Here is a 25,748-nt window from a genome sequence, read left to right as displayed (position 1 = left end):
GAGTTGCTAGTCAAAAACTAAGGAACCATTTATGAAAAATGAATTAGACAGTAAATTCCTATTACAGGTGTTTGAAAAAATCCGAACTAACGGTGATAAGAAAGAAGATCAGTATCATCTAAATGGTATCGTTGCGTACACCGACCTCGATGGTTACACGCTATTTATTGAAGATAAAAATTGTAAACTGCAATTTGGTTTCCATAATCAATATCACTTTGATTACGAAAAAGACGATCACTTTCAAACTTTTGAGAAAAAGCTGAAGCAGATAGATAAAGAGTACGGCGCTCACTAAATCGCTTGATTGGGGAGGGCAACCTTCTTTCAAAAATTGACGTTTATCGAGATTGTTAAACCACATCATGGCGCATTGAAAACAAAATACCACGGCAGTAGTGTCGAATTATTCCACCAACGCACTTTCGACTTTAATTTGGTCTGCTACAATAGCGCTCCTCTTAATTTGTTAGGAATAGAGTGCGTTGGCTGCGGCAATTAAGGCTCCTAAATTCAAACTGTCTTTTCTTACTCCAAAATTTTGGCCGGTATGGCTAGGAGTATTCCTTCTCTACATCATCACTTGGCTCCCTCTACCAGTCATACGATTTATTGGTGGTGGTGCAGGTAAACTGATTGCGAAAATTGTTCCTAAGCGCGTGCGCGTAGCAAAGCGAAACCTTGAACTTTGGAACCCTTCATTATCAGAGTCAGAAGTGCAGGCGCTATTAAAGGAAAACGTGCGTAGAACCGGTATGGCGTTATTTGAAACGGCTATGGGGTGGTGGTGGCCTGATTGGCGAGTGAAAAAGGCCATAGAAATTGAAGGTGCAGAGCATGTTGAAGCGGCCATAGCCAGCGGCCATGGGGTTTTTGGTATGGCCCTGCACAATATGAATCTTGAATTTGCATGCAGGGGGATTGGTTATTTCCACCCAAGCATCGCCTTCTATAGAAAACACAATAATCCGCTAGTCGACTATTTACAGTACCATGGTCGCAACCGCTCAAATAAGTACATGATTGATAAGCGAAATGCCAAGGCCTTGTTAATGGCCTTAGAAGACAAAGAGCTTTGCTTGTACCTTCCAGATCAAGATTACGGACCAAAGCAAAGCGTGTTCGTCCCCTTTGGTGGAGTAGCTGAAACCGCGACCACTACTGCTACGCTGATGTTTATTCGTCGCTCTACCAGTGTACCCATGATAATTACGTCTCAGTACACTGCGAGAGGTTACAAAATCAAAATATACCCTCCATTGACGCATTTAGGGGATATAGACGATATTGCTGCATTAACGGAATTGAACACCCATATCGACAAGGCCATTAAGGAGCAGCCCGAAAGTTACTTGTGGATGCACAAGCGGTTTAAAACCAGACCCAGTAAAGACACCCCATCATTGTACTAACGGAGCAGTTACCTATTACATCGTTAGGTGTACAATTACTGATGTAGCGCGCTTTTTGTGCGTAAGGTAAAAGCGAGGTAAGCTGTACCTTGGGTTTAAGTTATTGGATGCATTAATAAAGTCATGGCTAAAAAAGGTTATTCAAATACATTATTTTGGGCGCGTCACGTTGCGCTAGCATTCGTATTGATAGTGATTGCGGGTGTGATGATTTATTTGCAACAAAATAACAGTGATGACGTTCCTTCTGGTAAACCCGTTGAAGAAAAGTCGGTGGCAAAGGGATTGAGCGAGTTTTACCGCGAATTTAGAATGTCTTCCACCGATCCAGTAAAAGAAGAGCAGGGGAGTTTTGTCATCGAAACTGGTGGCGTTGATCCTCAGCTTGATAGCCGACTAGAAAGCATGTCCAGCTTGAATACGACAGTAGATACTAGCTGGACTGGCGAGCAAAAATTCCGCACCTTTAAAGAAGGCAGTACGCTGCGAGAAGCTATCTCTACTTTTGCGCAAGCCGAAGGAATGCAGCTGATATGGAATTTAGAGCAAGACTTCATAATCAAACATCAGTTTCAGTTAGATAATACGGTAGCCGGTTCGTTGGCAAAAATTGCTAGCGCTATCGACAGTAGCTTCGAAGGGCAGGTGAATGCCTATCTATGCCCCGAGCAACGTTCCTTAGTAGTGACCGCTGAAGAAACCGAATTTTTAGCTACCCGATGTACTCTAGTTCGTTGACGATTAGTTAAATCAAAGGTGAGCTACTGCTCACCTTTGTTATTATTATCATTACTGCCGTCAGTGTCGGCACCACTGTCATCACTCTCGGCACCACTGCCAAACAATGCCCGCCAATATTCACTTACCGTTTCTCTCATTTGGCTTAAATGCTCGGTTTGCTCTGCATACTTTGTGTCGGCAAGAGTGAGGTGATGATATTGTTCTCTTAGCGCAAGGTAAGCTTGTTGCAGCGCGTGAGATTGTTTTTCATCAATAATGCCTGCGTTATGGGTAGCGTCTAGTAAACGCAAATTGTCTGAAAATTCCGTTAAGCTTTCAATCTTGCTCGCATGGGCTAACACCCAGTACTGAGTCATAAATTCAATGTCCGCAATGCCTCCCACACATTGCTTTAAATCGACTTTTTGATTACTTGCAGTAAGTAAATGCTTGCGCATTTTCGCGCGCATTTCGCTCACTTCAGTAGATAGCGTAGGCTGGTCTCTATGAATAGACAGAATGTTATGACGCACAGTATTAAACGCACTAAGCAGTGATATATCACCACAAATGCCGCGGGCTCTCACCAGCGCTTGATGTTCCCATGTCCACGCCTCTTCTTGTTGGTAGCGCTCAAACCCATCTATATGACAACAAAGCAGCCCGGCATTACCGGAGGGACGCAAGCGTAAATCCGTTTCATACAGCTGACCAAATAAGGTTTTGGTATTCAACAAATGCATAATACGCTGAGCAAGTTTGATGTAAAACTGCTGGGCTTCGATAGACTTAGCCCCATCGGTGGTGGACTGTCGGGGAGCATTGTGCAAAAACACAAGGTCGAGATCAGAGCCATATCCAAGCTCGTAGCCCCCAAGCTTGCCATACCCAATAACCGCAAAGCCCAGTTCGTCATCATTCAAGTGACGCGGCACACCGAAGCGCGCTGAAACTTGATGCCACGCTGCTTCAATAACGTGCTCAAGAAGCACTTCCGCTAATACGGTAAGCTTATCGCTTACATTCGCAATAGGTAACGAGCCGCTGATATCACTGGCTGCAATACGCAGTTGCTGACAAAGCTTAAACTGACGCCATGTATCCATAGCGAGCTCAACATCGTCGTGTTCAACTCGCAGCATGGTCTGCCGTAACTCTTGCGCGTATTCGTATTTACTGGTGGTAATATCTGAGTTTTGTTGCTGCAAATAAAGCGGAGTAAGCAGTTCATCTAACAGCAGCGGGAAGCGTTTTATTTCATTCGCTATCCATTCACTTCTGTCACATAACTTAACCAACTGTTGGAGCACGTTGGGGTTTTCCAGTAATAAGTCTAAATAGGTTGTTCTGCCCGTAATTGAATCTATCACGCCGAAGATTCGTTTTAGTACACTGTTTGCTTTACTGGGGTCGAATTTAATCAGCACATACAATATTTCGGGAATGAGTTTATTAAGCGTGTCTTCGCCTTTTTGACCCATTCGATATCCGCGCTGATTGGTTTTAAACTCTTGTAGCTGGGTACAAATGCCTTGCGCTTCCTCAACGCTAATGAAAGGGGTTAGCGTAGTGCTAAACTCCTCTTTATCGAGGGAAAGTTGCCAGGCGTCGCGGCATGCTTCAAACAACGTATCTTCGCTAGTGTGAGTATCTTTAGCCTCTTCAACTAATTCATTGAAATGCCCATGTATTCTAGACATGGTACTTTGCAGCTTCGCCATAAACGCGTCATAAGAACTGAAGCCTAGCACGGCAATTAATGCGTTTTTCTCCCACTCACTATCGGGCAGAGTTTGAGTTTGACGGTCTTGGCATTGTTGAAGCGTGTGCTCAGTTTTACGAAGAAAGAGATAGTCTGTCCGAAGTTGTTCAGTCACATCAGGTTCAACAATTTCAAAATCAGCAAGCTTATCAAGGGTAGTAAGTAGTGACTTACTTTGTAACTCAGGCTCTCTGCCTCCATGGATAAGCTGAAAGCTCTGCGCAAAAAATTCAACTTCGCGAATGCCGCCTGCTCCAAGTTTAATATTGTTGCTCAAGCGTCGGCGTCTAATTTCCGTAGCGATAAGATGCTTCATGTTTCTCAATGCATCGATGGTAGTAAAATCTAAGTACCGCCTGAAGGTAAAGGGGGTCAGTATGGCGTTTAATGAGGCCACGTCTTCTGAATTGTCATCGTTGATCACCCGCGCCTTCACCATTGCAAAACGTTCCCAATGACGGCCTTGCTCTTGATAATAATCTTCCATGGCGTCGAAGTGCATCACCAAAGGCCCTGATTCACCGAATGGCCGCAGTCTCATGTCTACACGATAGACTTGGCCATCCGGTGTAACCTTGTTGAGCGCTTGAATCAATTTTTGCGCTAAACGAGTAAAAAACTGCTGATTTTCAATAGGTTTCTTTTCGCCATTTGTCATGCCTTTCTCGGGGTAGGCAAAAATCAAATCGATATCTGATGAAAAGTTAAGTTCACGGCCACCTAATTTTCCCATGCCCAAAATGTACATATGAATAGGGCCATTTTCACCCCACGGCACACCATGTTTTGTACTTAACATGGTGTAAAGCCATTGGTAAGCTGATGTAATTAATACATCAGCTAACGCAGAAACCTGTGCTAACGATTGCGTAATAGTCTGTTTGTTAAGTCCGTCGCGATAGGTGATAGCAGCCATATAAAAATGGCGACATTGGCGCAGGACAATAAGCAGTTCATCTTCGGATTTAACATTTTCCAATTTTTGGGCAACAGCATAATTGTAAAAGGTATGCGGCTCGTCAGGAATAGATTCAATCAGCATAGCGCCAACCCACTCAGGGTGCTGAAGGCAAGTCTCTGCAAAAAATAGTGAGCGGCCAAATAGGGTGGTGAAGTCGTTTCGATGATGCGCTAAGTCACTATTAAAGCGTTCATTATCTGAAAGCTTTTCCCAGGTTTCGTTAGCTTGTTGTGCATTGCTCATGGTAATTGTGTTGTCTGTTGGCATAATACTGGCTTCGACAATAATAAATATTTCAAAACATTGAGATAAAAAAGAGTCTGTCACAGTTTTTAGGGCGTAACCACCCTAAGGTTGTGTTTAGGTAAAAGGAGTAATATTACGTGGATGCTTTAATTAAACTCGTGCCGCTTGGTTCTGATTTATGGATTTACCTTGCCATCGATGTAAGTATCGCCCTAGCACTGTTAGTGGTTATGAAGTGGGTGACTGGGCTCATGCGAAAAAACTCTGTCACCGAAGAGCTTGGTATTAAAGATAATTTTGCTTTTGGTATTAGTATAGCCGGTGGCATGTTGTCACTTTGTATCGTGCTAAGTTCGGTAGTAGGTCGACATATCGGGCAGGGCTACAGTGAAGCTGCAATTGGTATGGTAACGTTTGGTATTGTCGGTATTCTGCTGGTGAAGTTTGGTCGTTTTGCCCACGACAAACTAGTGCTTAATCGCGTAGATACCCATGCCATGATTTCTGAGCGAAGCGTAAGTGTTGCACTGGTAGATGCTGCAAGCTTAGTCGCTAGCGCCATTGTGCTGAAAAATATTATGGTATGGGTAGATGGTAGTGACATGAACGCCATTATCGCTATCGTGACAGGATTCTCGGTAGTACTTACCATGTTATTGGTGATGACCCGTATTTTGGAAGTGCGCTATGCAAAAGATAATCAAAACGATTCATTTCAAGGTGCTTTGCGAAAAGGGCAACTGGCCCTAGCTATCGAACATTCGGGGAATTTACTAGGCACCGCTATGATTGTTTCAGCGGCGAAAAACTTACTTATCTATAACCCCTCAGGTTATGTAAGTAATGTAACAGGCTGGCTAGTGGTAAGTGTAGCGTTAGCAATCGCATTGCATATACTGGTGCTTATCAACAAAAAAGTGATTCTGTTTGGAATGAACTTTAGACAAGAAGTCGATCAACAACACAACGTTGGTGTAGCGTCGCTAGGCTTTACACTAAGCATAGGTACTGCCATGGTGATAAATGGTGTGCTGGGTGGTTAATGTAGTTTGTAAGCTACTAGCGTAATGCTTTAAGCATGTTTTTTTTGGGGGGGGGAAGTGCTAGCCTCAGATATTCATGGCAAAGATGCACGGCAAATATTTGTGGTTCAACCTTGAGAGCTTTAATTAAAAACGATACTACTCATACTCGCAAGGAGAAATATACTGGCTGTTTCGACATAGATCTTCACATAGGTTTTCACAAAGGTTTCCACATAAATTTTTGGGCAAAACCTTCTGTTTTACGATAGCCCGTTTTTTCTGTTTAGAAAGTCGCTTTACTTTGTATTCAATTTGCGAGGCTGTCGACCTATCACCAATTAAAAAAATGGCCCTAAAGTGAAGCGGGCCTTTTCCTTTCAAAGCCCGCGCACCACCAACAATATCACCTCTATGCTGAGATATTCTTCGCGCCGGCGAAGTCGTAATACCCGTATACAAGTGACCTAGTTTATTTTCGATAAGATAAAGATACCAAGTTGAAGGCTGTTGGTGGGTATTCACGTTGTTGGCTGTTATACTCATTGGCAATTTGAAATACATCGATAAAGTTGTCTCATCAATGATTTTACCAGATTTTAGTAAAGCGAAAGTGCTTATTGTAGGTGACCTAATGTTGGACCGCTATTGGAGCGGTGGTACAGGTCGTATTTCCCCTGAAGCCCCTGTACCAGTAGTAAATGTGCAGTCCTCTGAAGATCGCCCCGGCGGCGCGGCAAATGTGGCGGTGAATGTGGCTACCCTTGGTGCTAAAGTCACCTTGCTCGGTATGTGCGGTAACGATGAAAATGCCAAACTATTACGTGAGCGCTTAGAGTCTTATGATATCGATTGCCAGTTTTTCGCTGTCGAAGGCCAAGACACAATAACCAAGCTTCGTGTGATGAGCAGAAATCAGCAATTGCTTCGACTTGATTTCGAAAAGAGCTTTGCTGATTCAGATAAATCTGAACTAGAAAACGCATTTGATGGCGCCCTTGATGATGTTGATATTGTTATATTGTCTGACTACGCCAAGGGATGTTTAAGCAACCCTCAAGCACTTATTCAAGCAGCTAAAGCAAAAGGTAAGCGAGTGATTGTCGACCCTAAAGGGAGTGATTTCACTAAATATGCTAATGCTACGCTAATTACGCCGAATCTGGAAGAGTTGAATCATGTAGTCGGTGAATCTAGTTCTGAAAAGTCATTGGTTGAAAATGCACAACGGGTCAAATCTGATTTGCAGTTAAATGCTTTACTACTGACCCGTTCTGAACAAGGTATGACCTTGTTTGAAGGCAATAACGCGGAGTTTCATTTGCCGGCGAAAGCCAAAGAAGTGTATGACGTCACGGGTGCCGGCGATACCGTGGTATCAACATTAGCTGTGGCGTTAGCATGTAAATTACCCCTACAAGCGGCATGTGTGTTAGCTAATTTAGCTGCCAGTGTAGTGGTAGGAAAATTAGGTACGTCTACCGTCACCAATACTGAATTGGCGCTAGCCTTAGGTGAACAATCTGTTCATTTAGATGGCGGTGTAATGACCGAAGGTCAGCTTGAGATGGCGATGGCTGCGGCGAAAGCTAGGGGAGAACGTATTGTAATGACTAACGGCTGTTTCGATATTCTCCATTCCGGCCATGTGGCGTATTTAGAAGAAGCTGCATTGTTAGGCGACAGATTAATCGTTGCGGTAAATACTGATGCGTCTGTCACCAAACTTAAAGGCCCTGGACGACCTGTAAACAATACAAGTCGCCGTATGGCCGTGTTAGCGGGTTTAAGTGCCGTGGATTGGGTTGTGCCCTTCACTGAAGATACGCCGCAGCGGTTAATTGCCTCGTTATTACCAGATATATTGGTGAAAGGGGGCGATTATAAAATTGATGAAATTGCTGGCGGCAAAGAAGTCATTGCCAACGGCGGTGAGGTGCAGGTGTTAACGTTTGAAGATGGCGTTTCGACCACCGGAATCATAGAGCGTATAACACGTAATAAGCTAACCTAGCGTTTCGACGTTATTTAAATTTATATCTCAGTAAATGTAGTCGTTTGCTAGCCACATCACTTAATTGGTGAGCTAGCAACATAAGCAGTTTTTTAAACGGATACGAGCATGTACGAAAGTTACTACGGACTTAACGCAAAACCTTTTCAGTTAACACCAGACCCTGGTTTCTTTTTTGCTAGTAAGTGGCATAAACGCGCCATGTCATACCTTCAATATGGGCTGTCTCAGGCCGAAGGTTTTATTGTCATTACGGGTGATATAGGTACAGGGAAAACTACTGTCGCAAATAGTTTATTGGCTGAAATCCAAGACGATATTTTCGCAGCTCAAATCGTAACGCCGAAGCTGTCTCCTGATGAACTGGTTAAAATGGTGGCCTCAAAGTTTGATATAAATACGGACGGAAGAAGCAAAGCTGAAATTTTAAAGATGCTTGAGGTGTTCTTGTACGACTTGAGCACCCAAGGCCGCCGTGCACTACTGCTTGTTGATGAAGCGCAGAACTTACCGCTAGAATCGATAGAAGAGCTACGTATGCTGTCTAATTTTCAACTTAATGGTAAGCCGTTAATTCAAAGCTTTTTACTAGGGCAAGAAGAACTACAGCCCATTTTGCGTGCCCCTAACATGGAGCAGTTCAGACAGCGAATTGTGGCTTCATGCCATTTAGCGCCGCTCACCTTAGATGAGTGCAAAGAATATATCGAATATCGCTTACATCATGCTGGCTGGAATGGCGAAGATTTATTTTCAGAAGGGGCGTATGAGCGCATTTATCAGTTTACTCGCGGTGTGCCTCGTAAAATAAATACGCTGATGGATCGCATCATGCTGTTCGGCTTTCTTGAAGAACTTAAAAGCTTTGATGAAGACGCCGTTAAAGAAGTGATAGATGAAGTTAAAGCAGAAATGTTTGAGCCAGAGAGTGGGGTGGGTCATTCAACATCCCAAACCCAAGATTATGCAGGGCACCCTGAAAGCAGAGCTATTATGACACCAGGCGGTAATGTCATACGAGATAGTAAGTACTATCTTGATATGTTGGCAGAGTTGGTAGATGCGCTCGATGACGCAATATCTCATAAAGTTAAAATGACGCAGTATGTAGATAAACTAATGAAGAAAAAGTTTAAAACTTACGTAAGGCTGAAGAGTACGGATAAGAGTGATACCCAGTAAAGAGTCATTTACTGCCCCCCATTTACTGAGATTCCATATTACTGATAGGTGTAGGTAACTGAAAGCGTTATTCGCCTATCGGTGTAATCGCTGCCGTAAAGACCCCCACCAAACGACAAATCTCCGCTCTTATCTAAATAGCTTACGTCCAAGCTTGTTACTAAGTGCTTCCCGAAGCTTCTATCTAGACCCAAGGTCGCATTTAAGTTATCACTGCTGCCGTCATAAGTGTTGTCTTCAGACTGTCCATCAATTCTGGCAAAGCTTAAAGATGTGTTTAGATTTGTATATGAACCTAATTTATAAGACAGTGTGGTAGTCATTGAGAGCGTACGCTGAAGCCTGTCTTCATCTAAATAATCGTTTTCAGAATATAGCCACGAAACGCCTAGATTTACTCTTGAAAAATCGTAGCCCATTTGGAAATTAGTGCGCTTCTGGAGAATGATTCGGTCGTCGAAATCCAAATTTTGGGAATTCAACTCAACAAATTGTTCATCAGCGGAAGGTGAATAACTCAGACTTGCCGGTTGAAAACAACTTGCGATAGATGTTGCTCCTACAGGGCATACAAAAACCCCCAAATTTTCAGGGTTTGATAACAAGCGAGAGGTATTAGTAACATCTTCACTATAAGAAAGCGAAGACCTAAAATGTTTTGAGTTATAGCTCATATTGGCAGAAGCAGAGTCACCGTAGAATCGACGACCATAGCTGCCACCTATTTCAGTACGTGAACTTAATGCCCACAACAAATCGAGCCCGACAAAGGTCTCGTCATCATCTTCACTGGTATCAGAATCACTTCTGTTTATCGTAAGTGCAATATATCTATTTTCAGCTTGACGATAAGTCAGTCCTGCGCCATAGGAATTAAACTCACGAGTTATACTATTAGTATCGGTTCTATCTGAGATCTGATTCGCTTCATGAGTAGCTGTTAACCGAATAGCCCATTTTTGCAGAACACGAAAGTCGGTAAAAGCTTCAGCAGACCGCGTTATGAAGTCTCCACGAGATGATTGGTTGCTAGCTGTATTTTGGTATGAACCCGTTACTTCCCATATTAAGTATCTAGCATATTCCCCATTAGTTAGTGAGCCATATAACTGGTATGAGTCATTGTCGAGAGGGGTATCATTCGCAGACGTGGATTCAGAGGCGACATCTGAATATGATGCACTCCCTTGAGCATTTACCCAATTGTTGTTCTCGATAAGAAGTGACGATGAAAGTGTGTTATTGCGAGTTTTTGCTAAGCTGTTCGAATTTGTGAGGAAATCAGAAACTAAAAAGCTACTTGAGTCTCCATTTCGATAATTTAGTGCGCCGGTCGCTTGGAAAACCAACGCTCTTCCAATAGGTGCCCATTGCGCGGAATAACTATATTCTGCGTAGTCTTGAGTTTGGCCAATATCGTCGTTGTCACGTTCTAAATGCGTCAGTGTGCCCGACCACAGCCCACTAAAAGTACGAGTTTGATATGTGGCATTTACTTGAGGTATTACTGAGAAAGTGGTGAGTGACAGCGTATCTTCATCCTGCCTCTCTACTTCTTGGAAAATACTCTTCCCTTGCGCGGAACCAGTTATATCGAGCTCAGCGTAAACACAAGGCGACAGTGCACCGAGACCAATCGCCAAATATGCTTTTCTTGATATGTTTCTGTGCACGACCTTGCGGAACTTAGTCTTTACGCTCAGAGTAGTAATATCCATAATATCCGCTTCCATCGGTGTCATAGTGCACTGACTTGTTAACCACAAATCCAATTGCCATATCAGGGTTCAATCGTTCTACAGACATTTTAACGTCGTTAAGTTTCGCTTTACCTTCTTCCACGACAACTACTGCTTGACCTGCAAAATTAGCTAAAATAGCGCTTTCATTAATACCAATTAGCGGAGGCGTGTCAAATATCACAATTCGGTCAGGATAACGGTTGGCAAATTCATCAACCGTTTCATGCATTTTATGACTAGCAAGCATCTCCGTAGAAAGGTGATGCGATCGACCCGCAGGGATAATTTTCAACTTGTCGATGTTGGTGGAATACAGCACTTCTGAAATATCGTCGACCTCACCAATAAGATACTCCATTAATCCCTTACGCCTCTCTAAACCTAATGTGTTTAGCACGTTCGGTTTTAGCACATCCGCGTCTACTAATAGTACGGTTTTATCCTGCTCTGCAGCAATACTCAACGCGAGGTTTGTCGCAGTAAATGTTTTACCTTCAGAAGGGCGACTGCTTGTAACCATTATAATATTAGGGTTATGAAGGGTTTTAGCGAGTGGGCCAAAAGCGTTAGCGAGTAATTTCCGCTTAATCTCTCGGTACTCTTCGTTAATTTGTCTGCGCTCACCAGATAGAGAGATATGACCATTGTCACTTAGTCTCTCTAGATTAATCTTAAAACCGCTCTTGGGAGATTTGGTCTCTGGCTTAGCAACGTCATTAGGTTCAAGTTGAGGCTCGGTAACGTGATTGCTCGCGCTTTCCTGATTCGAGCTGTTTGCTAAAGCGTTTTTCTGTTTTTGTTTTAACAATGCTTTTTCAATTGTATTAGACATTAGAAAAACCTCTCGATTAAATTAATATTCATCACTTCTGCAGCCACTAATATACCATATTGCAGCAGAATCATCCCGCAGGACAAAGCGAAGATTAATAATCTAAATTTGTTCTTTTTCTGAATGTTGACAATATTTAAATGGCTTACCGTTCCCCATATTGGGTAGTCTGAGAGACTGTTTAATTGCTTAGGTCTTATCAATATCGGAGAAAGCTGGCTTACTAGAAACGCTACACCTACTCCAGAACCAAACCCTGCAAGTAATACTGCAGTGTAAAGGATTAGTCTATTTGGACCTGACGGTGAACTGGCGGCAAGAGGCGGCTCTATGATACGAAACTGAAGTTCTTCAGCAGAAACTTCTGCCCGTCTTGAAAGGCCTGCGGCTTCTCTTCTTGACAATAACTCTTCGTATTTCTTTTTCGTTATTCCATAGTCCCTATTAAGCGCTGAGGACTCCGCTTCAATCTGCGGTATTAAGTCGACTTTAGATTCAAGCTCCGCAATTTTATTTTGTAAATCTGTCTCTTTTACTTCTAATGAGGCAACCTCACTTTGAAGTTTACTCATTTCTAGTCGGATTTCTTGAGTTAGCTCGTTAAGAGGTAATTGGTCTTCTTCGTCAACACTTGAAAGGAATGCCTCAATCTCTCGCTGACGAGACTTCTCTAAGCTAGATAGGAGCAATTGAGATTCAACTACATCAGGGTGTTTATCTGTGAACCTAAGTTGAAGGCGGTCTAAGTCTTCCTCTAATTTTCTGATTCGATCGTCATATCGAGTTTTTAAGCCGGAGTTTTCTTGATTAGTTACCGCAAAACTATCTTTTGCTGATGTTTTCTTTATCTGCGACTTCAATGAGTCAACTTGTTGTTTAGTCTGTTTGATGCTTAAACGAGTTAACTCAAGTTCCGCATTAAGACCTTGGAGGCTGCTATAATAAGTGCCTGAAAGGGGGAGAATATTATTGTACTGACGTTTAAATTGGGCAAGTCGTTGTTCAGATTCACCTAGTCGGCTTTCATATTCAGCAATTTGCTCTTCTAAAAAACGTCCTGCAGTATCAGTGTCCCGGCGGTTGTTTCCTAATGAGCCTTCCACAAAAAGGTCTAACGTCTCTTGTACAACCCTTTGTGCGGTAATTGCGTTGGCATTAGCAAATGAGATGTTATAGATGTTGTCCCTGCCAGCTGAACGTAAATCAATTGATGAAGAAAGTTGGGTTACTAAATCTTCAAATTCTCTTTCTGAATTAGTGGTAATATCTAAATCACTCTCTCGAGCTATGGTTTCAACGTTAGTTCTACTTAGTAACGTCCTGGCCATCATTTTGACTTCTTGATCTGGGTCAGACTGAATAGCGAGACCTTTCAGCAGAGGTTGAAGAACCGAACGGGTGTCAACATAGACTTTTGCGGTAGAGGTGTACTGATCCGGCAAATTGGCAACCATAAAGAAGCCAATTGGGCAAATTATCCACGACATAATTATGACATGGCGTTTCTTAATCCAAATCCCTTTTAGTAGATCTAAAAATTGGAGTAAGGTTTGTTGTAAATCCTGCATTTAAATGTTCCGTTTACTACTTAGAACTAAAACCAAGCTTCTGGAATAATAATTATATCGCCTGGGAGAATGTCTACATTTTGTTGAATGTCACCGCTTCGAATTAAGTCGTCAATGCTTAGGGCAAATGTGGATTGCTGTCCATTGATTACGCGAACTAATTTTGCATTATTACCGTCAGCAAACTCCGTTAATCCGCCAACAGCTATCATTAAATCGAGCAAAGTCATGTGTTCGGTATAACTTACCGCACTTGGGTTAGTGGCTTCACCGATAACTCTAACTTGTTCACTAAGAGGACCAGAGAAATTATTTACACTCACAGTAACTCGAGGGTTGTTTATGTATATTGATAACTGTTCTTCAATTTCGCGAGCGAGCATAGACGGCGTTCGTCCTGCTACATCGATATCCTCGACAAGTGAAGTAGTTACTTTCCCATCAGGTCTAACAATAAACTGACCGGACACTTCAGGATTACGCCAAACAAAAATAGTTAGCGAGTCGCCAGGACCGATTAGATATTGGTATTCATTTACATCGGTTGTTAATGATGCTCTGGTGGTAGCTTGGGGGAGAGTTGAAGTATTCGAGCACCCAGCAAGTATTAATACAAGTAAAAATGCAAAGCTTAAATGCATGTTTTTAAAACGAAACATAAGAGATCATCCTACACTCATTATGGTTAAATTGTTGCTTTCGGTGTTTACCCTACGGCAAATCTCACTATAATGCCAATAACAATTCTAGTCTATTAGAATAAATCCCTCTATGATAGGGATTAGTTCGTAGTATTAAGGGGCCAGGGGTGGCAGTAAATAAGCGAAATCAAAATAAGCGCTCTAATATTCTTGTAGTGACAGAAGCGCTACTTATAGCTTATATGGGATATATTACGTACTTTATCCTTACACAAGTTGGGCTTGTTTCATCAGTTCCACCGGAAAAGCTAATCATTAACGTAGGGTTACTTACCGTTTCTATTCTTCTTTGCTCACTATCTGTGGGCTTGTATGAAGCAAAACTAAGGGAAACTTTTCGCGGGATTATAAGACGAATATTTGTCAGTGTTGGGTTAAGTTACTTTCTTGTTGAAATCATCAGTAGAGCGTTATTCGATGATCTGGTGATGGATGCTTATTTCCTGCCGGCTGCTGTATTTTCGATTATCATCACGCTGGTCATTTTTCGCTACTTTACTAACCGCTTGGGGCTTTTGGGTTTAGGCAAAGTTCGTATAGTTGTGTTGGGTGCAGGTGAGAGAGCATCAATTATTGAAAAGCGAATGCGTCGCGATGTTGATAGGATTGGTTTTGAAATGGTTGGGTTTGTGCCTATTCCCGGTGACAACCGAGAAGATGGTATTCGTAGGGAAAAAATCGTTCACATAAAGGTGGATGAGAACTTCCAGCAGTTTATTAATGACAATGATATTGAAGAAATTGTCATTGCGTGTGACCAGCGTCGCGGTACTTTGCCCGTTGAAGTTCTTTTTGAATGCCGCCTTCGCGGTATCGAGGTTACCGAATTACTCGACTTTATGGAAAGAGAGACTGGGCAAATTGTTGTAAACTTGATGTATCCAAGTTGGGTTATCTATTCAAATGGTTTCCAAAGCCAAAATTATCTAAGAGATGCACTGGATTACAGCCTTAACGCCATATTAGCGTTATTTGTGTTCATATTTGTATGGCCAATCATGCTGACTACTGCTCTCATAATCTATCTTGATGATGGTCGCCGCACAGGGGTATCCGTGTTTTACGCGCAAGAGCGAGTTGGCTTAAATGGGCAGTTGTTCAAAATACTAAAGTTTCGAAGTATGCGGCCTGATGCCGAAAAAGACGGTGCAAAATGGGCAAGTAAAAATGACGATCGAGTAACGCGAATTGGGCATTTTATTAGAAAATACCGCGTCGATGAATTGCCTCAGTTGCTAAACGTATTTAAAGGTGAAATGTCTTTCATTGGCCCTCGCCCAGAAAGACCTCAGTTTGTTGAGCAATTAGTGAAGGAAGTTCCCTATTATAATCAGCGACACAATGTAAAACCTGGATTGGCTGGGTGGGCTCAGCTCAACTATCCCTATGGTGCAAGTGTGGAAGATTCCATGGAGAAGCTAAAGTTCGACTTGTATTACGTTAAGCACCAAAGTCTTCTGCTAGATATACTTATACTTATCAGAACTGTTGAAGTGGTGTTGTTTGGTAAAGGCAGATAGACTTCAAGTATTCAAATAGGGATTAAGAGTATGCTAGCAAGGAATAGCCTAATTGCGTTTGTTACGATGGCTATGGTCATATTGAGTTGGGCGTTATTAAACTATCCCGTTATGAAGACGTTGTGGGATAATGGCTTTGACGACGGTACGTACTCTCACGCTTATTTAATCCCCGCTATTATTTTATATCTGATATACACTGCAGCTGAACAAGAAAAGTTGATTTTTAGAGCAAAAATTAATTATGGATGGTTAGCTGCAGGCATTATCGTTGGCGTTTTATTTTGGATAAGTGTTTGGTCGCAAATTAGTCTGTTGTATTGGTCGTTATCCCTCTCACTGCTTATTCTCTTGAGCTTACAAGTTTTTAGATTGAATTGGTCGCTCATATTTCCTCTCTCTTACCTCATCTTCATTTATCCCTTTTGGGGGGCATTCGCTGGCTTTTTTCAAGAACTCTCTGTGTTTATGGTTACGTTCATTATGTCATTTACGGATATTCCCGTTTTTGTAGAAAATGAATATGTCACCATTCCTGCAGGTGTATTTGAAATCGCCAGAGGGTGTAGTGGTTTGCGGTATATCATCGTATCGCTTGCGATTAGCTCACTGTACGTGTTTCTTTATCTTAGAACATTTAAAAGCGCGTTTATCTTCATAGTATTTGCAATCGCAGGGGCTTTAGTCACTAACTGGTTAAGAATAGTTTTTCTCATTCTAATTGGTGACTATACCAATATGGAAAGCTCTTTAATGACGGACCATAATAACTTTGGTTGGTATATTTATGTTCCAGTGGCATTAATTCAATTTTATCTGGGTGGGAAATTAGAGCAGGCAGACGAAAGAAAGCGTTTAAGCAATCCCACCACGAAAGTAGCAGCGGAAGAAGTAGCAGGAAACTTTCCTGTGAAGATTACTGGGGCGATAGCAATAATAATGACGCTCTGCTTTTCATCATATGCCGCGCAAACTTCTATTCACAATACTATTGTTCTACCTGAGAATTGTGAGTCAAACTCTGAAAAGCTACACGATATTAATTTGGCCGTAGAAAACTACTCGTTCGTATGCAGTGATAGCAGTGTGGGCAATAACGAGCAGAGTCGTGTCTTTTATTTCAATGGCGAAGAATTAGATAATAAAGCAACATTTTACTTAAACACTGTAATACCTACCGACCACACATCCCTATCAAAAGAAGTGTCTGACAGAACTATTCAAGTAGTCAGTCGTGACAAGTTGGGTGGCTACTGGCTTATTAAATATACTTATGAAATCGAAGGGCAGCAGTTTTCTTCTGTACGAAGCTTTAAACTTGCTCGAATTAAAAGCGCATTAAATGGGGTAAATGCCCATCGTTTGGCGGTTACCATTACTAAATGCTCTGGTGATTGCTCCTTACTAAGTTCTACATCCGCACTAAGCTCTTCATATGCTGAGTCTTAAGTAATGGAAGCGCGCATTTTAGACTCAGAACAACAAATAGTAGACATCAAAGAGTCTTGGCAGAAGCTTTATAAACATGCAATAAACAGCAATGTTTTTCTAAGTTACGATTGGATCACGACGTGGCTAAATGTATTCAAAAATCATGTAACGGCGTTTTCAATCATATCTATATGGGATCTTGATGAGATCATATGTTTATTACCTCTTTACAAACGCGTAGGTGACAGTACCGGTACTTTTTGGTTCATAGGGAGTGGTGAACCAGAAACGGCAGAAGTATGTAGTGAAGGCCTCGATATGCTGTCAGTTAGTTCGTTTAATTCCGAGCTTAGTCAACTTCTCACAGAGGCGATTGACACTATTGGCCTAAAGAAGTTAGTAGTAACAAATTGCTCTAAAGATAGTCAAATTAAGTCAGTGTTTGATCAGCTAGGTTATAGGTATCTTAAAGAATTTAGAGGGAATCGATATTTTATTGATACCCTTGATAGCGAAACTAAGCTCGAGAAAAAAACAGCACGTTATGTCAAAGCCGCTGAAAAGCTTGGTATTACGTATCATTCTGTAAACAGTGTTTCTGATTTAGCGCGTACCTTTGATGAATTGAAGCATCTTCACAATATAAAATGGCGACAGCCAGATCACCCTTCCATTTTTGATAATACTTCTTTTAACCGCTTTCACACCAGTATTTTGCAAGCGCTATTAGTAAGTGAGAAATTATCTTTAATTGCGGTAAAAAAGGGTGAACAAACAATAGCGGTTAATTATTCAATTATCTCTGGCAATGACTTGGTGTTTTATCAAAGTGGAGTAGACACTTCCTTTAAACCCAATATTTCTCCCGGTATGCTTTTGCATTGCGCACAACTTCGACAGGCTCGCACTTTAAAACTAAAATATTATGATTTCTTACTATCCAAGCCTCCTACCTATAAGGAAGGCATTACAGAGCACAGCCAGCCTATTTACGGCTTCACTTTTCATAAAAGTAGTTTTACATTTTTCTTTCAGTGTTGGCGAAACGCTATCATGAAAATATTGAGTAACCTAAGAGTACAATTCTTAGGGGAGCGTCATGGTAAATAACAACAAGCAAATGAGTAGCAATACTGCAAATCATGCCTCGTTTGGGTTCTTTCTTCTTTCAATATATACCTTTTTACTGCTGGCTCGTCCTCATGAGTGGCCGTTATTTGATATTGAATTTCCACTTTTGAGAACATTTCTGATACTGACGTTTTTCTCCTATTTAGTGAGCTTTAGACCGAAAATTTGGAATATCCAATGTACCTTATTAATTCTACTGCTTTTCTCTATGTTGTTATCTGAGATTCGCGCCTTTCGCTATTTTAGCGACCTGAGTAAGTTAATAGAGTGGGTTAACGCCAACATTATTCCATTTATTCTCTACTTCAGCTTGCTAAGCACGATTAAACGGCAAAATGTGATTTTTTTCATATTCTTGAGCTCTGCTTTAATTATGGTTCAACACGCCTACAGTCAAATGCAAAGCCCGACAGGTCAGGGATGGGCTGAGTCGGTAGTTTATCGTTACGATGGCGGGGGGGAGTCGGTCCAGGCGCGGTTTGTCGGAAGCTTTAACGACCCCAATGATATGGGCATGTTTCTTGTCATGAATATTCCAGTTGCAGTGTACTTTCTGCTGACAGGCAAGGGGGTGATGACGAGGTTGTGCGCGTTGGCCTCAGTCTTAGCGCTATGTCTAGGGGTTTATTGGAGTGGCAGCAGAGGTTCTCTTTTAGGGCTTTTGAGCGTTTTCTTTTGTTTGTTCTACATAAAATTCGGTAAAGTTAAGGCAATAATCCTTGCATCAATTAGTATTCCAGGCGTACTCGTTGCGATGGGGACTTTCCGTAAAATCAGTAAGGATGATGAAAGTGCGAGTCAACGTTTGACGGCATGGTATGAGGGTATTCAAATGCTTAAGCATAGGCCCTTGTTTGGCTTCGGCAAAGAACGTTTTTTAGAATATCACTCGAAGGTCGCACATAATACCTATGTCACGGTAATGGCTGAACTTGGAATATTTGGATATATAATGTGGGCGATGTTTATGATTACCGCCCTTTACATGCTTTTAAGTGTTATGAAATGCGAAAATGTTAGCCCTGGTCATGAAGAGGCGCTTAAAAAAGAGCAAGTCTTAAGTCAGTATTTACTGGTTGCACTTATTGGCTATGCTGTCACCGCGTTTTTTATAAGCCGTAGTTATATAATGGTCGTTTATATATTCGTCGCGATGACAGCCGCTATGTATTATCGCGTTGGAAAAATTACGCCACTTACACTCAATGGCGGCATAATTAAAAAAATTTGCGGGTTAGCGGTCATTAGCTTAGGAGCGCTTTACCTAGTCATTAGAATATTGCTATCACTGTAACTGTAGATGAGAACAATCAATTGAACCAACTAAAAGCTAGTGTCATTGTTGCTATGTACAACGGTGAAGCAACCGTAGAAAAGACGCTTATAAGTTTATTAGCTCAATCCTATGAAAACTTTGAAATTATTATAGTGGACGACGGCTCCACAGATTCATCAAAAGATGTTGTAGATAAATATATTGATAACCCGAGAGTTCGATATGTTTTCAAAGAGAATGGTGGGGTAGCAGCCGCGAGAAACGTAGGTATTGAGCATGCAGTAGGCGATATAGTTGGCTTTTGTGATCAGGATGATTTATGGAAGCCAAATAAGCTTGAAATGCAAATGAAAATGTTCGAGCAACACCCTGATGTCGGCGTTGTTTATAGCTGGATTGAAGTTGATAGAAACGGTGATTTTAGTATTAGTAAGCCGTGCTTTGAAGGTGATTGTTTCGAAGCCTTACTGATGCAGAATTTCATATCGTGTTGCACTGGAATGGCTAGGCGCAGTTTACTGCTTCAAATAGGAGGCTTTGATGAAAGCCGAGAATTGCATGGTGTAGACGATCGTCATGTGTGGCTTCGCTTAGCACGAATTACGCGCTTCGGCGTAGTGAATGAACCCTTGGCGACTTACGTAATCCATGGTGCCAACTATTCGTTAAATGAGGCCAAAATGCTTACTGCAGATTTAATCTGCATAAGTAAAATATCCTCAATTAGCGATTTGTCTGCACAAGAGAAAGCATGGTGCAAAGAAGCTGAATACCGGGTTTTTCGGCACTATGCGAGCAATTTTTTCTACATCAACGAGCTTAACGAATGTGCTTCTTGCTATTTGAATTCATGGAAGCTTAAAAAATACAGAGTTGATTTATTGATTGCATCCTTGATTCTGAAAGTGACGCCTCGCTCATTTTTGGTGTCCATTAAAAGAACGAGAAAAAGAATCAAAGGTGAAATGGTATGAAACCAAATGCGATTGTAGTGGTAGGCATGCACAGAAGTGGAACCTCGGCAGTATCGGGGCTTCTTTCCGAACTCGGTGTTTTTATGGGAAGTTCTTTGTTTGCACCGCAAAAAGGGGTCAACGAAAAAGGCTTTTTCGAAAACTCCTTACTTGTGGATCTTAATGACAGACTTTTAGACGAGCAATTATTGTCTTGGGACCACCCGTTAGCGCTTTGCATCGACCCTGAAATAGCTAAATCTTTAGCTGGGTATAGCGCTCAAGCTCAACATCTTTTAGATAAAGATTATGCAAAAAAGACCCTTTGGGGTATGAAAGACCCAAGAACCACTTTGCTATTGCCTTTCTGGAGAGAGGTGCTCGAAAGCAGAGGAATCAAAATTAACTTTGTTTTGATGTTACGTTCACCAATGGAAGTTCATGGCTCTCTTAAAAAACGAGATGGGTTTTCTATCAATAAATCTATGCATCTTTGGCTAAACTATACGCTTTCTGGTTACATCGGCGCAAAAGGGCTGAATCCTTTTATCCTCAAGTATCAAGACTTGTTGAATTCTCCAGACGATTCAGCAAGAAAAATATTTGAACACTTCGAAATATCTGTTGGCCAAAATCCTCAAAAACAAAGTTTTATAGATAAGAAATTAAAGAATCAACAGGCAGTAGAAGTTCCTGATGAGCCTCTCGTTAAACTTGCGATGGATGTCTATGAAACACTCAGTAGTGACGTGGTCGATGAAGTTCGACTATCTGAGTCAGTCAATGAATATAAAGCTTATTTAGCATCTTTGTCCGGCGTTCTTTCAGAGCATTTGAGTGCGGTTAAAACTGAAGAGGTTTATTTTAAACGTCACTTTTTAGACGCTTATGAGTCGATTTGGTGGAAACTAAGCTGGCCACTCAAAAAAGTTGAATCGTTTTTAAGAACAAAATATTGAGAAGGCCTGCTATGGAAAAAGTCACCATCGCTATTATTACTTGTAAAAGGCCTATTTGGTTAGCCCGATTACTCGATGCTCTACAGGAACAGGTATTCACAGAAAGTATAGTACCCTCTATTTTAGTAGTCGATAACGCTTGTGATGAAGAGACAAAGGAAGTTGTAGAGCAACGCCGCTCTGGTTGTATACCAATTCATTATGATGTTGAAAAACAGGCTGGCATTGTATACGCCCGTAACAAGTGTGTATCTATCACAACTTCTATGAATAGTGATTACTTGATATTCATTGATGACGATGAATGGCCAAAAGATAACACTTGGGCTTCAGATTTAGTTTTAAGTGCGAAAAGGTACACAGCAGATATCGTGACAAGCCATGTCATTTCAGTGGACGAAGCTGGTAAACAAAACTGGGCGACTGAAATTCTTTACCCTGCACCAGACCAAAGCGAAGGACAGGAAATAAGTGTTTTTTACACCAATAACTTGCTTTTAAGTAAACGCGTACTGGTAGAGATGTCGCCCTGTTTTGATGAGCGTTTTGCGATGACTGGCGCAAGTGATTATCATTTTGCACTTAAATGCACCCATGCAGGATTTAAGTGTATCTACACAGATGCGCCAGTTGTTGAAGAAATGCCTTCAAGCCGAAAAAATATAAAGTGGTTTTGTCGTCGTGGATTTCGTTCGGGTATAGGCTTTACACGTTCGCATATTTTTGAGGAATCGCTTATCAAAGCGGTGTTGAAGAGCCTTGTTTATTCACTCGTCCGCGTTTTGCGAGGTGTTCTGCTTATATTGAAGTCTTTATTGAAGCGAAATAAAGGTAGCCTTGTTGATGGATTGTTTAGAGTGTGTTCTGGCGTTGGCACTTTTATGGGGCTATTCGGCGTTAAGCACGATGAATACAAAAAAATTCATGGGAAATGAGCCGTGTGCGACATCGTTACGCCGATAATTCTTGACCCGAAACACCATTAAAACAGCCACTATAAATATCGGAACCGAAAATAATGATTCTTGCTTTATGTCGCGCAGTTAGCATACTCCTGCTTTGTATTGTATTCGTGGTCAGTTGCGCCTTTATCTTTAATATAGAATTATTTGATATCTTTTATTTTATCGATTTTTTACCTGACTACGTTTTATTTTTATTGTGTGTTCCAGCGTTAATTTTTCTTGGGAAGTCAAAACAATTTCTTGTTCCCTTAGCATTAGTTGCCATATTCTTTGCTTCACCTTTTAACCTCTCTTTATTCAATAGCGAGGTTGGCGCAGCGACAAATCATGAGAACCAGCTCTCAATTGCATCATACAATGTTGCTCAACGTGTAGAGAAAGAAAGACTATACAATTGGTTCGTGGAACAAGATTTAGATATCCTTTTTATTCAAGAGGCATCGCGCCTAGGTCAGTTCAATGTAGGTGAATATGAGGGTATCTATACTAATTGCGTTCAGCGCTTGTGCATATTGTCGCGTTTTGCGCTTGAAGAGCTAGATAGTCTTGATAGGAAACCTTTAGGCGGATGGGGTAGGTTTGTGTCATTACACAAGGTAGAAATCGAAGGGGAATCTGTTCTTCTAGCAAATGTTCATTTTGCATCAATATCTAATTTTGGGTATCGCTTTACTACGTTAAAGGGTTTTGAATCAAAGGTGTCTTTGTTTAAAGAGGCAAAGGCCGTTGAGTTTGGTCTAGTTAAGGCTTTGGTAAATAAGTGGTCTACCAACGATGCAGTCATAATAGCAGGGGATTTTAATATCACTGATAGAAACGCCCAATATGAACACTATTGGGGCGAATTAGACAACCTTTTTGCCGTCAGCGGTAACGGATACGGTTCAACCCGTAAAAGTAGGCTGGTAAGCCCGCGTATAGACCATTTACTGGTAACTAAAGCGTTTACACCTATTTATTCCGAGATAGGTGATGATTTGGGAAGTGACCATTTGCCAATCCTAGGTACCATAGTCTTGGAGGGAACCGAGAGTGAATAAGCTTAAATGTACTGTCTATGCTGATAATAACTCGAATCATTTACAGCAAATCTATACAGGGCTTACAATGCTGCATCGAAAGGGCACACTCAAAGTATCGATGCGAGTAGGTAAAGATGCTAGGAAAAGCACGGTGCCGTTCAGCGTGCAGCCTAATATACTGCACATAGAACTAGCTGGTAAAAAGTTGTGCTTTGATACATCTGATAGTGCTGCAATTGACCTCGAAGCGTACGCGCTTACTGATCATTATTTTAAACGTAGTTTTAACCCATCTTTAGAGCCCCACAATTATCACAAGAATGTTTATCCGTATGGACTAAATTACTTGGTGTATCCAGATGGATTTGATCCTTTCGGATTTAAACGTTGTGCGCTTTTTTACAGTACGAAAGAGTGGAAAAAAGAGTTAATAAAGCAAGCTGACTTTCTAGGGAAGTTACACTTCAAAGCATCAGTTTCTAATATTTATTCTCCTCCGGTTTTCAGGGAGGAACCAAAAGTACTTTTTTTAGCCCGCCTTTGGGATACTCAGAGCGACAGTTATTTCCAAATTAGTGAACAGCAAAAAGCTCAGAGAGAAGAGATTAATACACAGCGTGCTAAGTGTATTGAGCTTTTAAGAGATAAATTTGGGAGCCGATTTACCGGAGGGTTAATTGCTACGGATTTCGCAGTAAAGCAACATCCTGAATTAGTGGTTGATAACACCGGCCTAACGACGAAAAGTAATTACCTGCATACAGTGAAGTCTCATGATATATGTATTGCGTCTACAGGCCTTCACGGCTCTATAGGGTGGAAGTTTGGCGAGTACGTCGCGATGTCTAAATCAATTGTTGCAGAAAGAAACTTAAATTATGTTCCTAACTTATCTGAGGGGAATCACTATTTATCGTTTACCACTGCACAAGAGTGTGTTGATCAAGCTATTAGGTTAGATGTAGGCACAGATACTAGATTTAAAATGATGGAAGAGAATCATAGTTATTATAAGTCTAATTTAAGACCAGATGCCCTTTTAATGAAATGTTTTGAACAAGTGCTTTAGATAGATATAGCGTAAACCTAAGGCTTTTTAAATTAAATAAACGACAGTAGACTCCTGCGTTTGTAAATAATAAATCTCCAAGGAATTGGTGCGTGAACAATATTATTCCAAGAACTAACCATTTTATTTGGATACGATATCTTGCTGCTTTCTCGATTGTATTCTCACATTCCAAGCAGTTTGATACTGCGCCGCAGTCCTATATCGACGTAGTAGGTACACTAACGTGGTTCGTGCCAGGTGTTCCAATACTGTTCTTTATCAGTGGTTTTTTGATATCCCTAAGTTCATCAAACAGTCAATCACTAACCGCCTTTTTTGTAAAAAGAATCCTGCGTGTTTATCCACCTTTATGGGCCTCTTTTAGTGTCAGCGTGGTTTTAATATTTTCATTAGGCATGGTCGAGTTACACGGCGATGACTGGCTCAAGTTCCTTATGTGGAGTATAGGGCAAGTTACCGTAGTGTTTTTCTACCATCCTGACTTTCTTAGTCATGTAGGTACAGGTGTATTGAACGGTAGCTTGTGGGTTATTCCCGTTATTCTTCAATTTTATCTCGGCCTTCCTTTACTTAGAAAATTAGATAATTATTGGATAGGGAAAGGTAAATCTCATTATATTTACTTACTGTTAGTCGTTTGTGCTTTGTTCAATATGGTATTTCATTACTTTAATAACTTTACGCCGAATGTTTACACGAAAATCATACACTTTCTAACGCTTTTGCCGTGGTTGTTCTTTTTTCTATTAGGGTACATATTTAGTCGTGACTACGGAAGGTTAAAGAGGTTAACTACTTATGCGAGTCCATGGCTTGTACTACATGTTGCGTTATTTTGTACTCTAGGGGCACTGGGATTTAAGTGGGGTAGAAATGACATTAACCCGATTTTGTTTACGGTATTAGCATTCTCAATCGTAAGTATTGCTTTTAAAGTACCTTCAAACCTATCGTGGTTCAATCGTATAGAGAAGTTCATCGCGAAGAACGATATTTCATTTGGTCTATTCGTTTACCAAATGGTCATGCTGAACACAATTATGTACTTGGGAATATTTGACGACAACTGGTTGGCAAGGTTACTCACGTTCCTTCTAGCAACAATTACGGTAGCTAGCCTTAGCTTAATATTACTTGAAAAGCCTCTTCGGAATAAAAGAGATTGGTTTATTAAGGTTCTATCGCGAAATAAAGAGCCCCAGCAAAAAAACAAAGCAGTGTAATAAGGATTTTTCTTAAATTGATAGGGGCTCAGTA

Annotated in this window: 22 protein-coding genes; 16 read left to right on the top strand and 6 right to left on the bottom strand. The window is 41.2% G+C overall.

The features are described from left to right. The first annotated feature begins 31 nt into the window (after positions 1–31). The 3 genes from AV939_RS13905 to AV939_RS13895 all read left to right on the top strand — a co-directional run bounded on the left by AV939_RS13905 (position 32) and on the right by AV939_RS13895 (position 2,150). Positions 32–298, top strand: a complete 267-nt coding sequence (locus AV939_RS13905) for a DUF3081 family protein (RefSeq protein WP_057790447.1) — start codon at positions 32–34, stop codon at positions 296–298. A 187-nt stretch (positions 299–485) separates the two neighbouring features. Beyond that, positions 486–1,412: an LpxL/LpxP family Kdo(2)-lipid IV(A) lauroyl/palmitoleoyl acyltransferase gene (gene lpxL, locus AV939_RS13900; protein ID WP_061997809.1), complete on the top strand. Its 927-nt coding sequence runs from the start codon at positions 486–488 to the stop codon at positions 1,410–1,412. A gap of 123 nt (positions 1,413–1,535) precedes the next feature. Further along, a complete protein-coding gene (locus AV939_RS13895; protein WP_057790451.1) occupies positions 1,536–2,150 on the top strand; it encodes a TcpQ domain-containing protein in 615 nt (204 codons plus the stop codon). Positions 2,151–2,173: 23 nt separating this feature from the next. On the opposite strand, the gene glnE is transcribed toward AV939_RS13895, so the two are convergent. Continuing rightward, positions 2,174–5,122 (bottom strand): bifunctional [glutamate--ammonia ligase]-adenylyl-L-tyrosine phosphorylase/[glutamate--ammonia-ligase] adenylyltransferase, encoded by a 2,949-nt coding sequence (gene glnE, locus AV939_RS13890; RefSeq protein ID WP_061998217.1) that lies wholly within the window; start codon positions 5,120–5,122, stop codon positions 2,174–2,176. Positions 5,123–5,238: 116 nt separating this feature from the next. Here glnE and AV939_RS13885 point away from each other — a divergent pair, with 116 nt between their 5' ends. After that, positions 5,239–6,144: a DUF350 domain-containing protein gene (locus AV939_RS13885; protein WP_057790453.1), complete on the top strand. Its 906-nt coding sequence runs from the start codon at positions 5,239–5,241 to the stop codon at positions 6,142–6,144. A 138-nt stretch (positions 6,145–6,282) separates the two neighbouring features. On the opposite strand, the gene AV939_RS13880 is transcribed toward AV939_RS13885, so the two are convergent. Beyond that, complete coding sequence (locus AV939_RS13880) at positions 6,283–6,669, bottom strand: GIY-YIG nuclease family protein (RefSeq protein ID WP_231751123.1); 387 nt, start codon at positions 6,667–6,669, stop codon at positions 6,283–6,285. A gap of 37 nt (positions 6,670–6,706) precedes the next feature. Between AV939_RS13880 and hldE the strand changes: the two genes are divergently transcribed. After that, complete coding sequence (hldE, locus tag AV939_RS13875) at positions 6,707–8,137, top strand: bifunctional D-glycero-beta-D-manno-heptose-7-phosphate kinase/D-glycero-beta-D-manno-heptose 1-phosphate adenylyltransferase HldE (protein ID WP_057790457.1); 1,431 nt, start codon at positions 6,707–6,709, stop codon at positions 8,135–8,137. A gap of 108 nt (positions 8,138–8,245) precedes the next feature. Then, positions 8,246–9,319: an XrtA/PEP-CTERM system-associated ATPase gene (locus AV939_RS13870; protein WP_057790459.1), complete on the top strand. Its 1,074-nt coding sequence runs from the start codon at positions 8,246–8,248 to the stop codon at positions 9,317–9,319. A gap of 38 nt (positions 9,320–9,357) precedes the next feature. On the opposite strand, the gene AV939_RS13865 is transcribed toward AV939_RS13870, so the two are convergent. Genes AV939_RS13865 through AV939_RS13850 form a run of 4 tightly spaced genes read right to left on the bottom strand, consistent with a single transcriptional unit; the run spans position 9,358 to position 14,120 of the window. Further along, positions 9,358–10,962 carry a TIGR03016 family PEP-CTERM system-associated outer membrane protein gene (locus AV939_RS13865; RefSeq protein ID WP_231701218.1) on the bottom strand — a complete coding sequence of 535 codons (1,605 nt, stop codon included), beginning with the start codon at positions 10,960–10,962 and terminating at the stop codon, positions 9,358–9,360. A gap of 43 nt (positions 10,963–11,005) precedes the next feature. Beyond that, entirely contained in the window at positions 11,006–11,893 is an 888-nt protein-coding gene (locus AV939_RS13860) for an XrtA-associated tyrosine autokinase (protein WP_057790463.1), read from the bottom strand. Then, entirely contained in the window at positions 11,893–13,461 is a 1,569-nt protein-coding gene (locus AV939_RS13855) for an XrtA system polysaccharide chain length determinant (protein WP_057790464.1), read from the bottom strand. Before AV939_RS13855 ends, AV939_RS13860 begins: the two co-directional genes overlap by 1 nt. 26 nt (positions 13,462–13,487) lie before the next feature. After that, on the bottom strand, positions 13,488–14,120 hold the full coding sequence (locus tag AV939_RS13850; RefSeq protein WP_057790466.1) for an XrtA/PEP-CTERM system exopolysaccharide export protein: 633 nt from the start codon (positions 14,118–14,120) through the stop codon (positions 13,488–13,490). 149 nt (positions 14,121–14,269) lie between these two features. Between AV939_RS13850 and AV939_RS13845 the strand changes: the two genes are divergently transcribed. From AV939_RS13845 to AV939_RS13800, 10 genes are all read left to right on the top strand, one after another. Further along, complete coding sequence (locus AV939_RS13845) at positions 14,270–15,682, top strand: TIGR03013 family XrtA/PEP-CTERM system glycosyltransferase (RefSeq protein WP_057790469.1); 1,413 nt, start codon at positions 14,270–14,272, stop codon at positions 15,680–15,682. Positions 15,683–15,712: 30 nt separating this feature from the next. Continuing rightward, on the top strand, positions 15,713–17,131 hold the full coding sequence (xrt, locus tag AV939_RS13840) for an exosortase (protein WP_057790471.1): 1,419 nt from the start codon (positions 15,713–15,715) through the stop codon (positions 17,129–17,131). A gap of 3 nt (positions 17,132–17,134) precedes the next feature. Further along, positions 17,135–18,223: a GNAT family N-acetyltransferase gene (locus tag AV939_RS13835; protein ID WP_057790473.1), complete on the top strand. Its 1,089-nt coding sequence runs from the start codon at positions 17,135–17,137 to the stop codon at positions 18,221–18,223. Then, positions 18,213–19,538 carry an O-antigen ligase family protein gene (locus AV939_RS13830; protein ID WP_057790475.1) on the top strand — a complete coding sequence of 442 codons (1,326 nt, stop codon included), beginning with the start codon at positions 18,213–18,215 and terminating at the stop codon, positions 19,536–19,538. The genes AV939_RS13835 and AV939_RS13830 overlap by 11 nt, the downstream gene beginning before the upstream one ends. 20 nt (positions 19,539–19,558) lie before the next feature. After that, positions 19,559–20,494 (top strand): glycosyltransferase, encoded by a 936-nt coding sequence (locus AV939_RS13825; protein WP_061997808.1) that lies wholly within the window; start codon positions 19,559–19,561, stop codon positions 20,492–20,494. Then, entirely contained in the window at positions 20,491–21,432 is a 942-nt protein-coding gene (locus AV939_RS13820) for a sulfotransferase family protein (RefSeq protein WP_057790480.1), read from the top strand. The genes AV939_RS13825 and AV939_RS13820 overlap by 4 nt, the downstream gene beginning before the upstream one ends. Before the next feature lie 11 nt (positions 21,433–21,443). Further along, entirely contained in the window at positions 21,444–22,367 is a 924-nt protein-coding gene (locus AV939_RS13815) for a glycosyltransferase family 2 protein (protein WP_057790482.1), read from the top strand. An 83-nt stretch (positions 22,368–22,450) separates the two neighbouring features. Next, on the top strand, positions 22,451–23,437 hold the full coding sequence (locus AV939_RS13810) for an endonuclease/exonuclease/phosphatase family protein (RefSeq protein WP_057790484.1): 987 nt from the start codon (positions 22,451–22,453) through the stop codon (positions 23,435–23,437). Continuing rightward, positions 23,430–24,488, top strand: coding sequence for a hypothetical protein (locus AV939_RS13805; protein ID WP_057790486.1), 1,059 nt, complete (start codon positions 23,430–23,432; stop codon positions 24,486–24,488). The genes AV939_RS13810 and AV939_RS13805 overlap by 8 nt, the downstream gene beginning before the upstream one ends. Before the next feature lie 92 nt (positions 24,489–24,580). Further along, a complete protein-coding gene (locus AV939_RS13800; RefSeq protein ID WP_057790488.1) occupies positions 24,581–25,714 on the top strand; it encodes an acyltransferase family protein in 1,134 nt (377 codons plus the stop codon). Positions 25,715–25,748 lie beyond the last annotated feature (34 nt).

It is taken from the genome of Alteromonas sp. Mac1 (assembly GCF_001562125.1).
GTDB classification, from domain to species: domain Bacteria; phylum Pseudomonadota; class Gammaproteobacteria; order Enterobacterales; family Alteromonadaceae; genus Alteromonas; species Alteromonas stellipolaris.
Note: the sequence above shows the minus strand (reverse complement) of the source record. Positions and strands in the feature narration are given on the sequence as shown.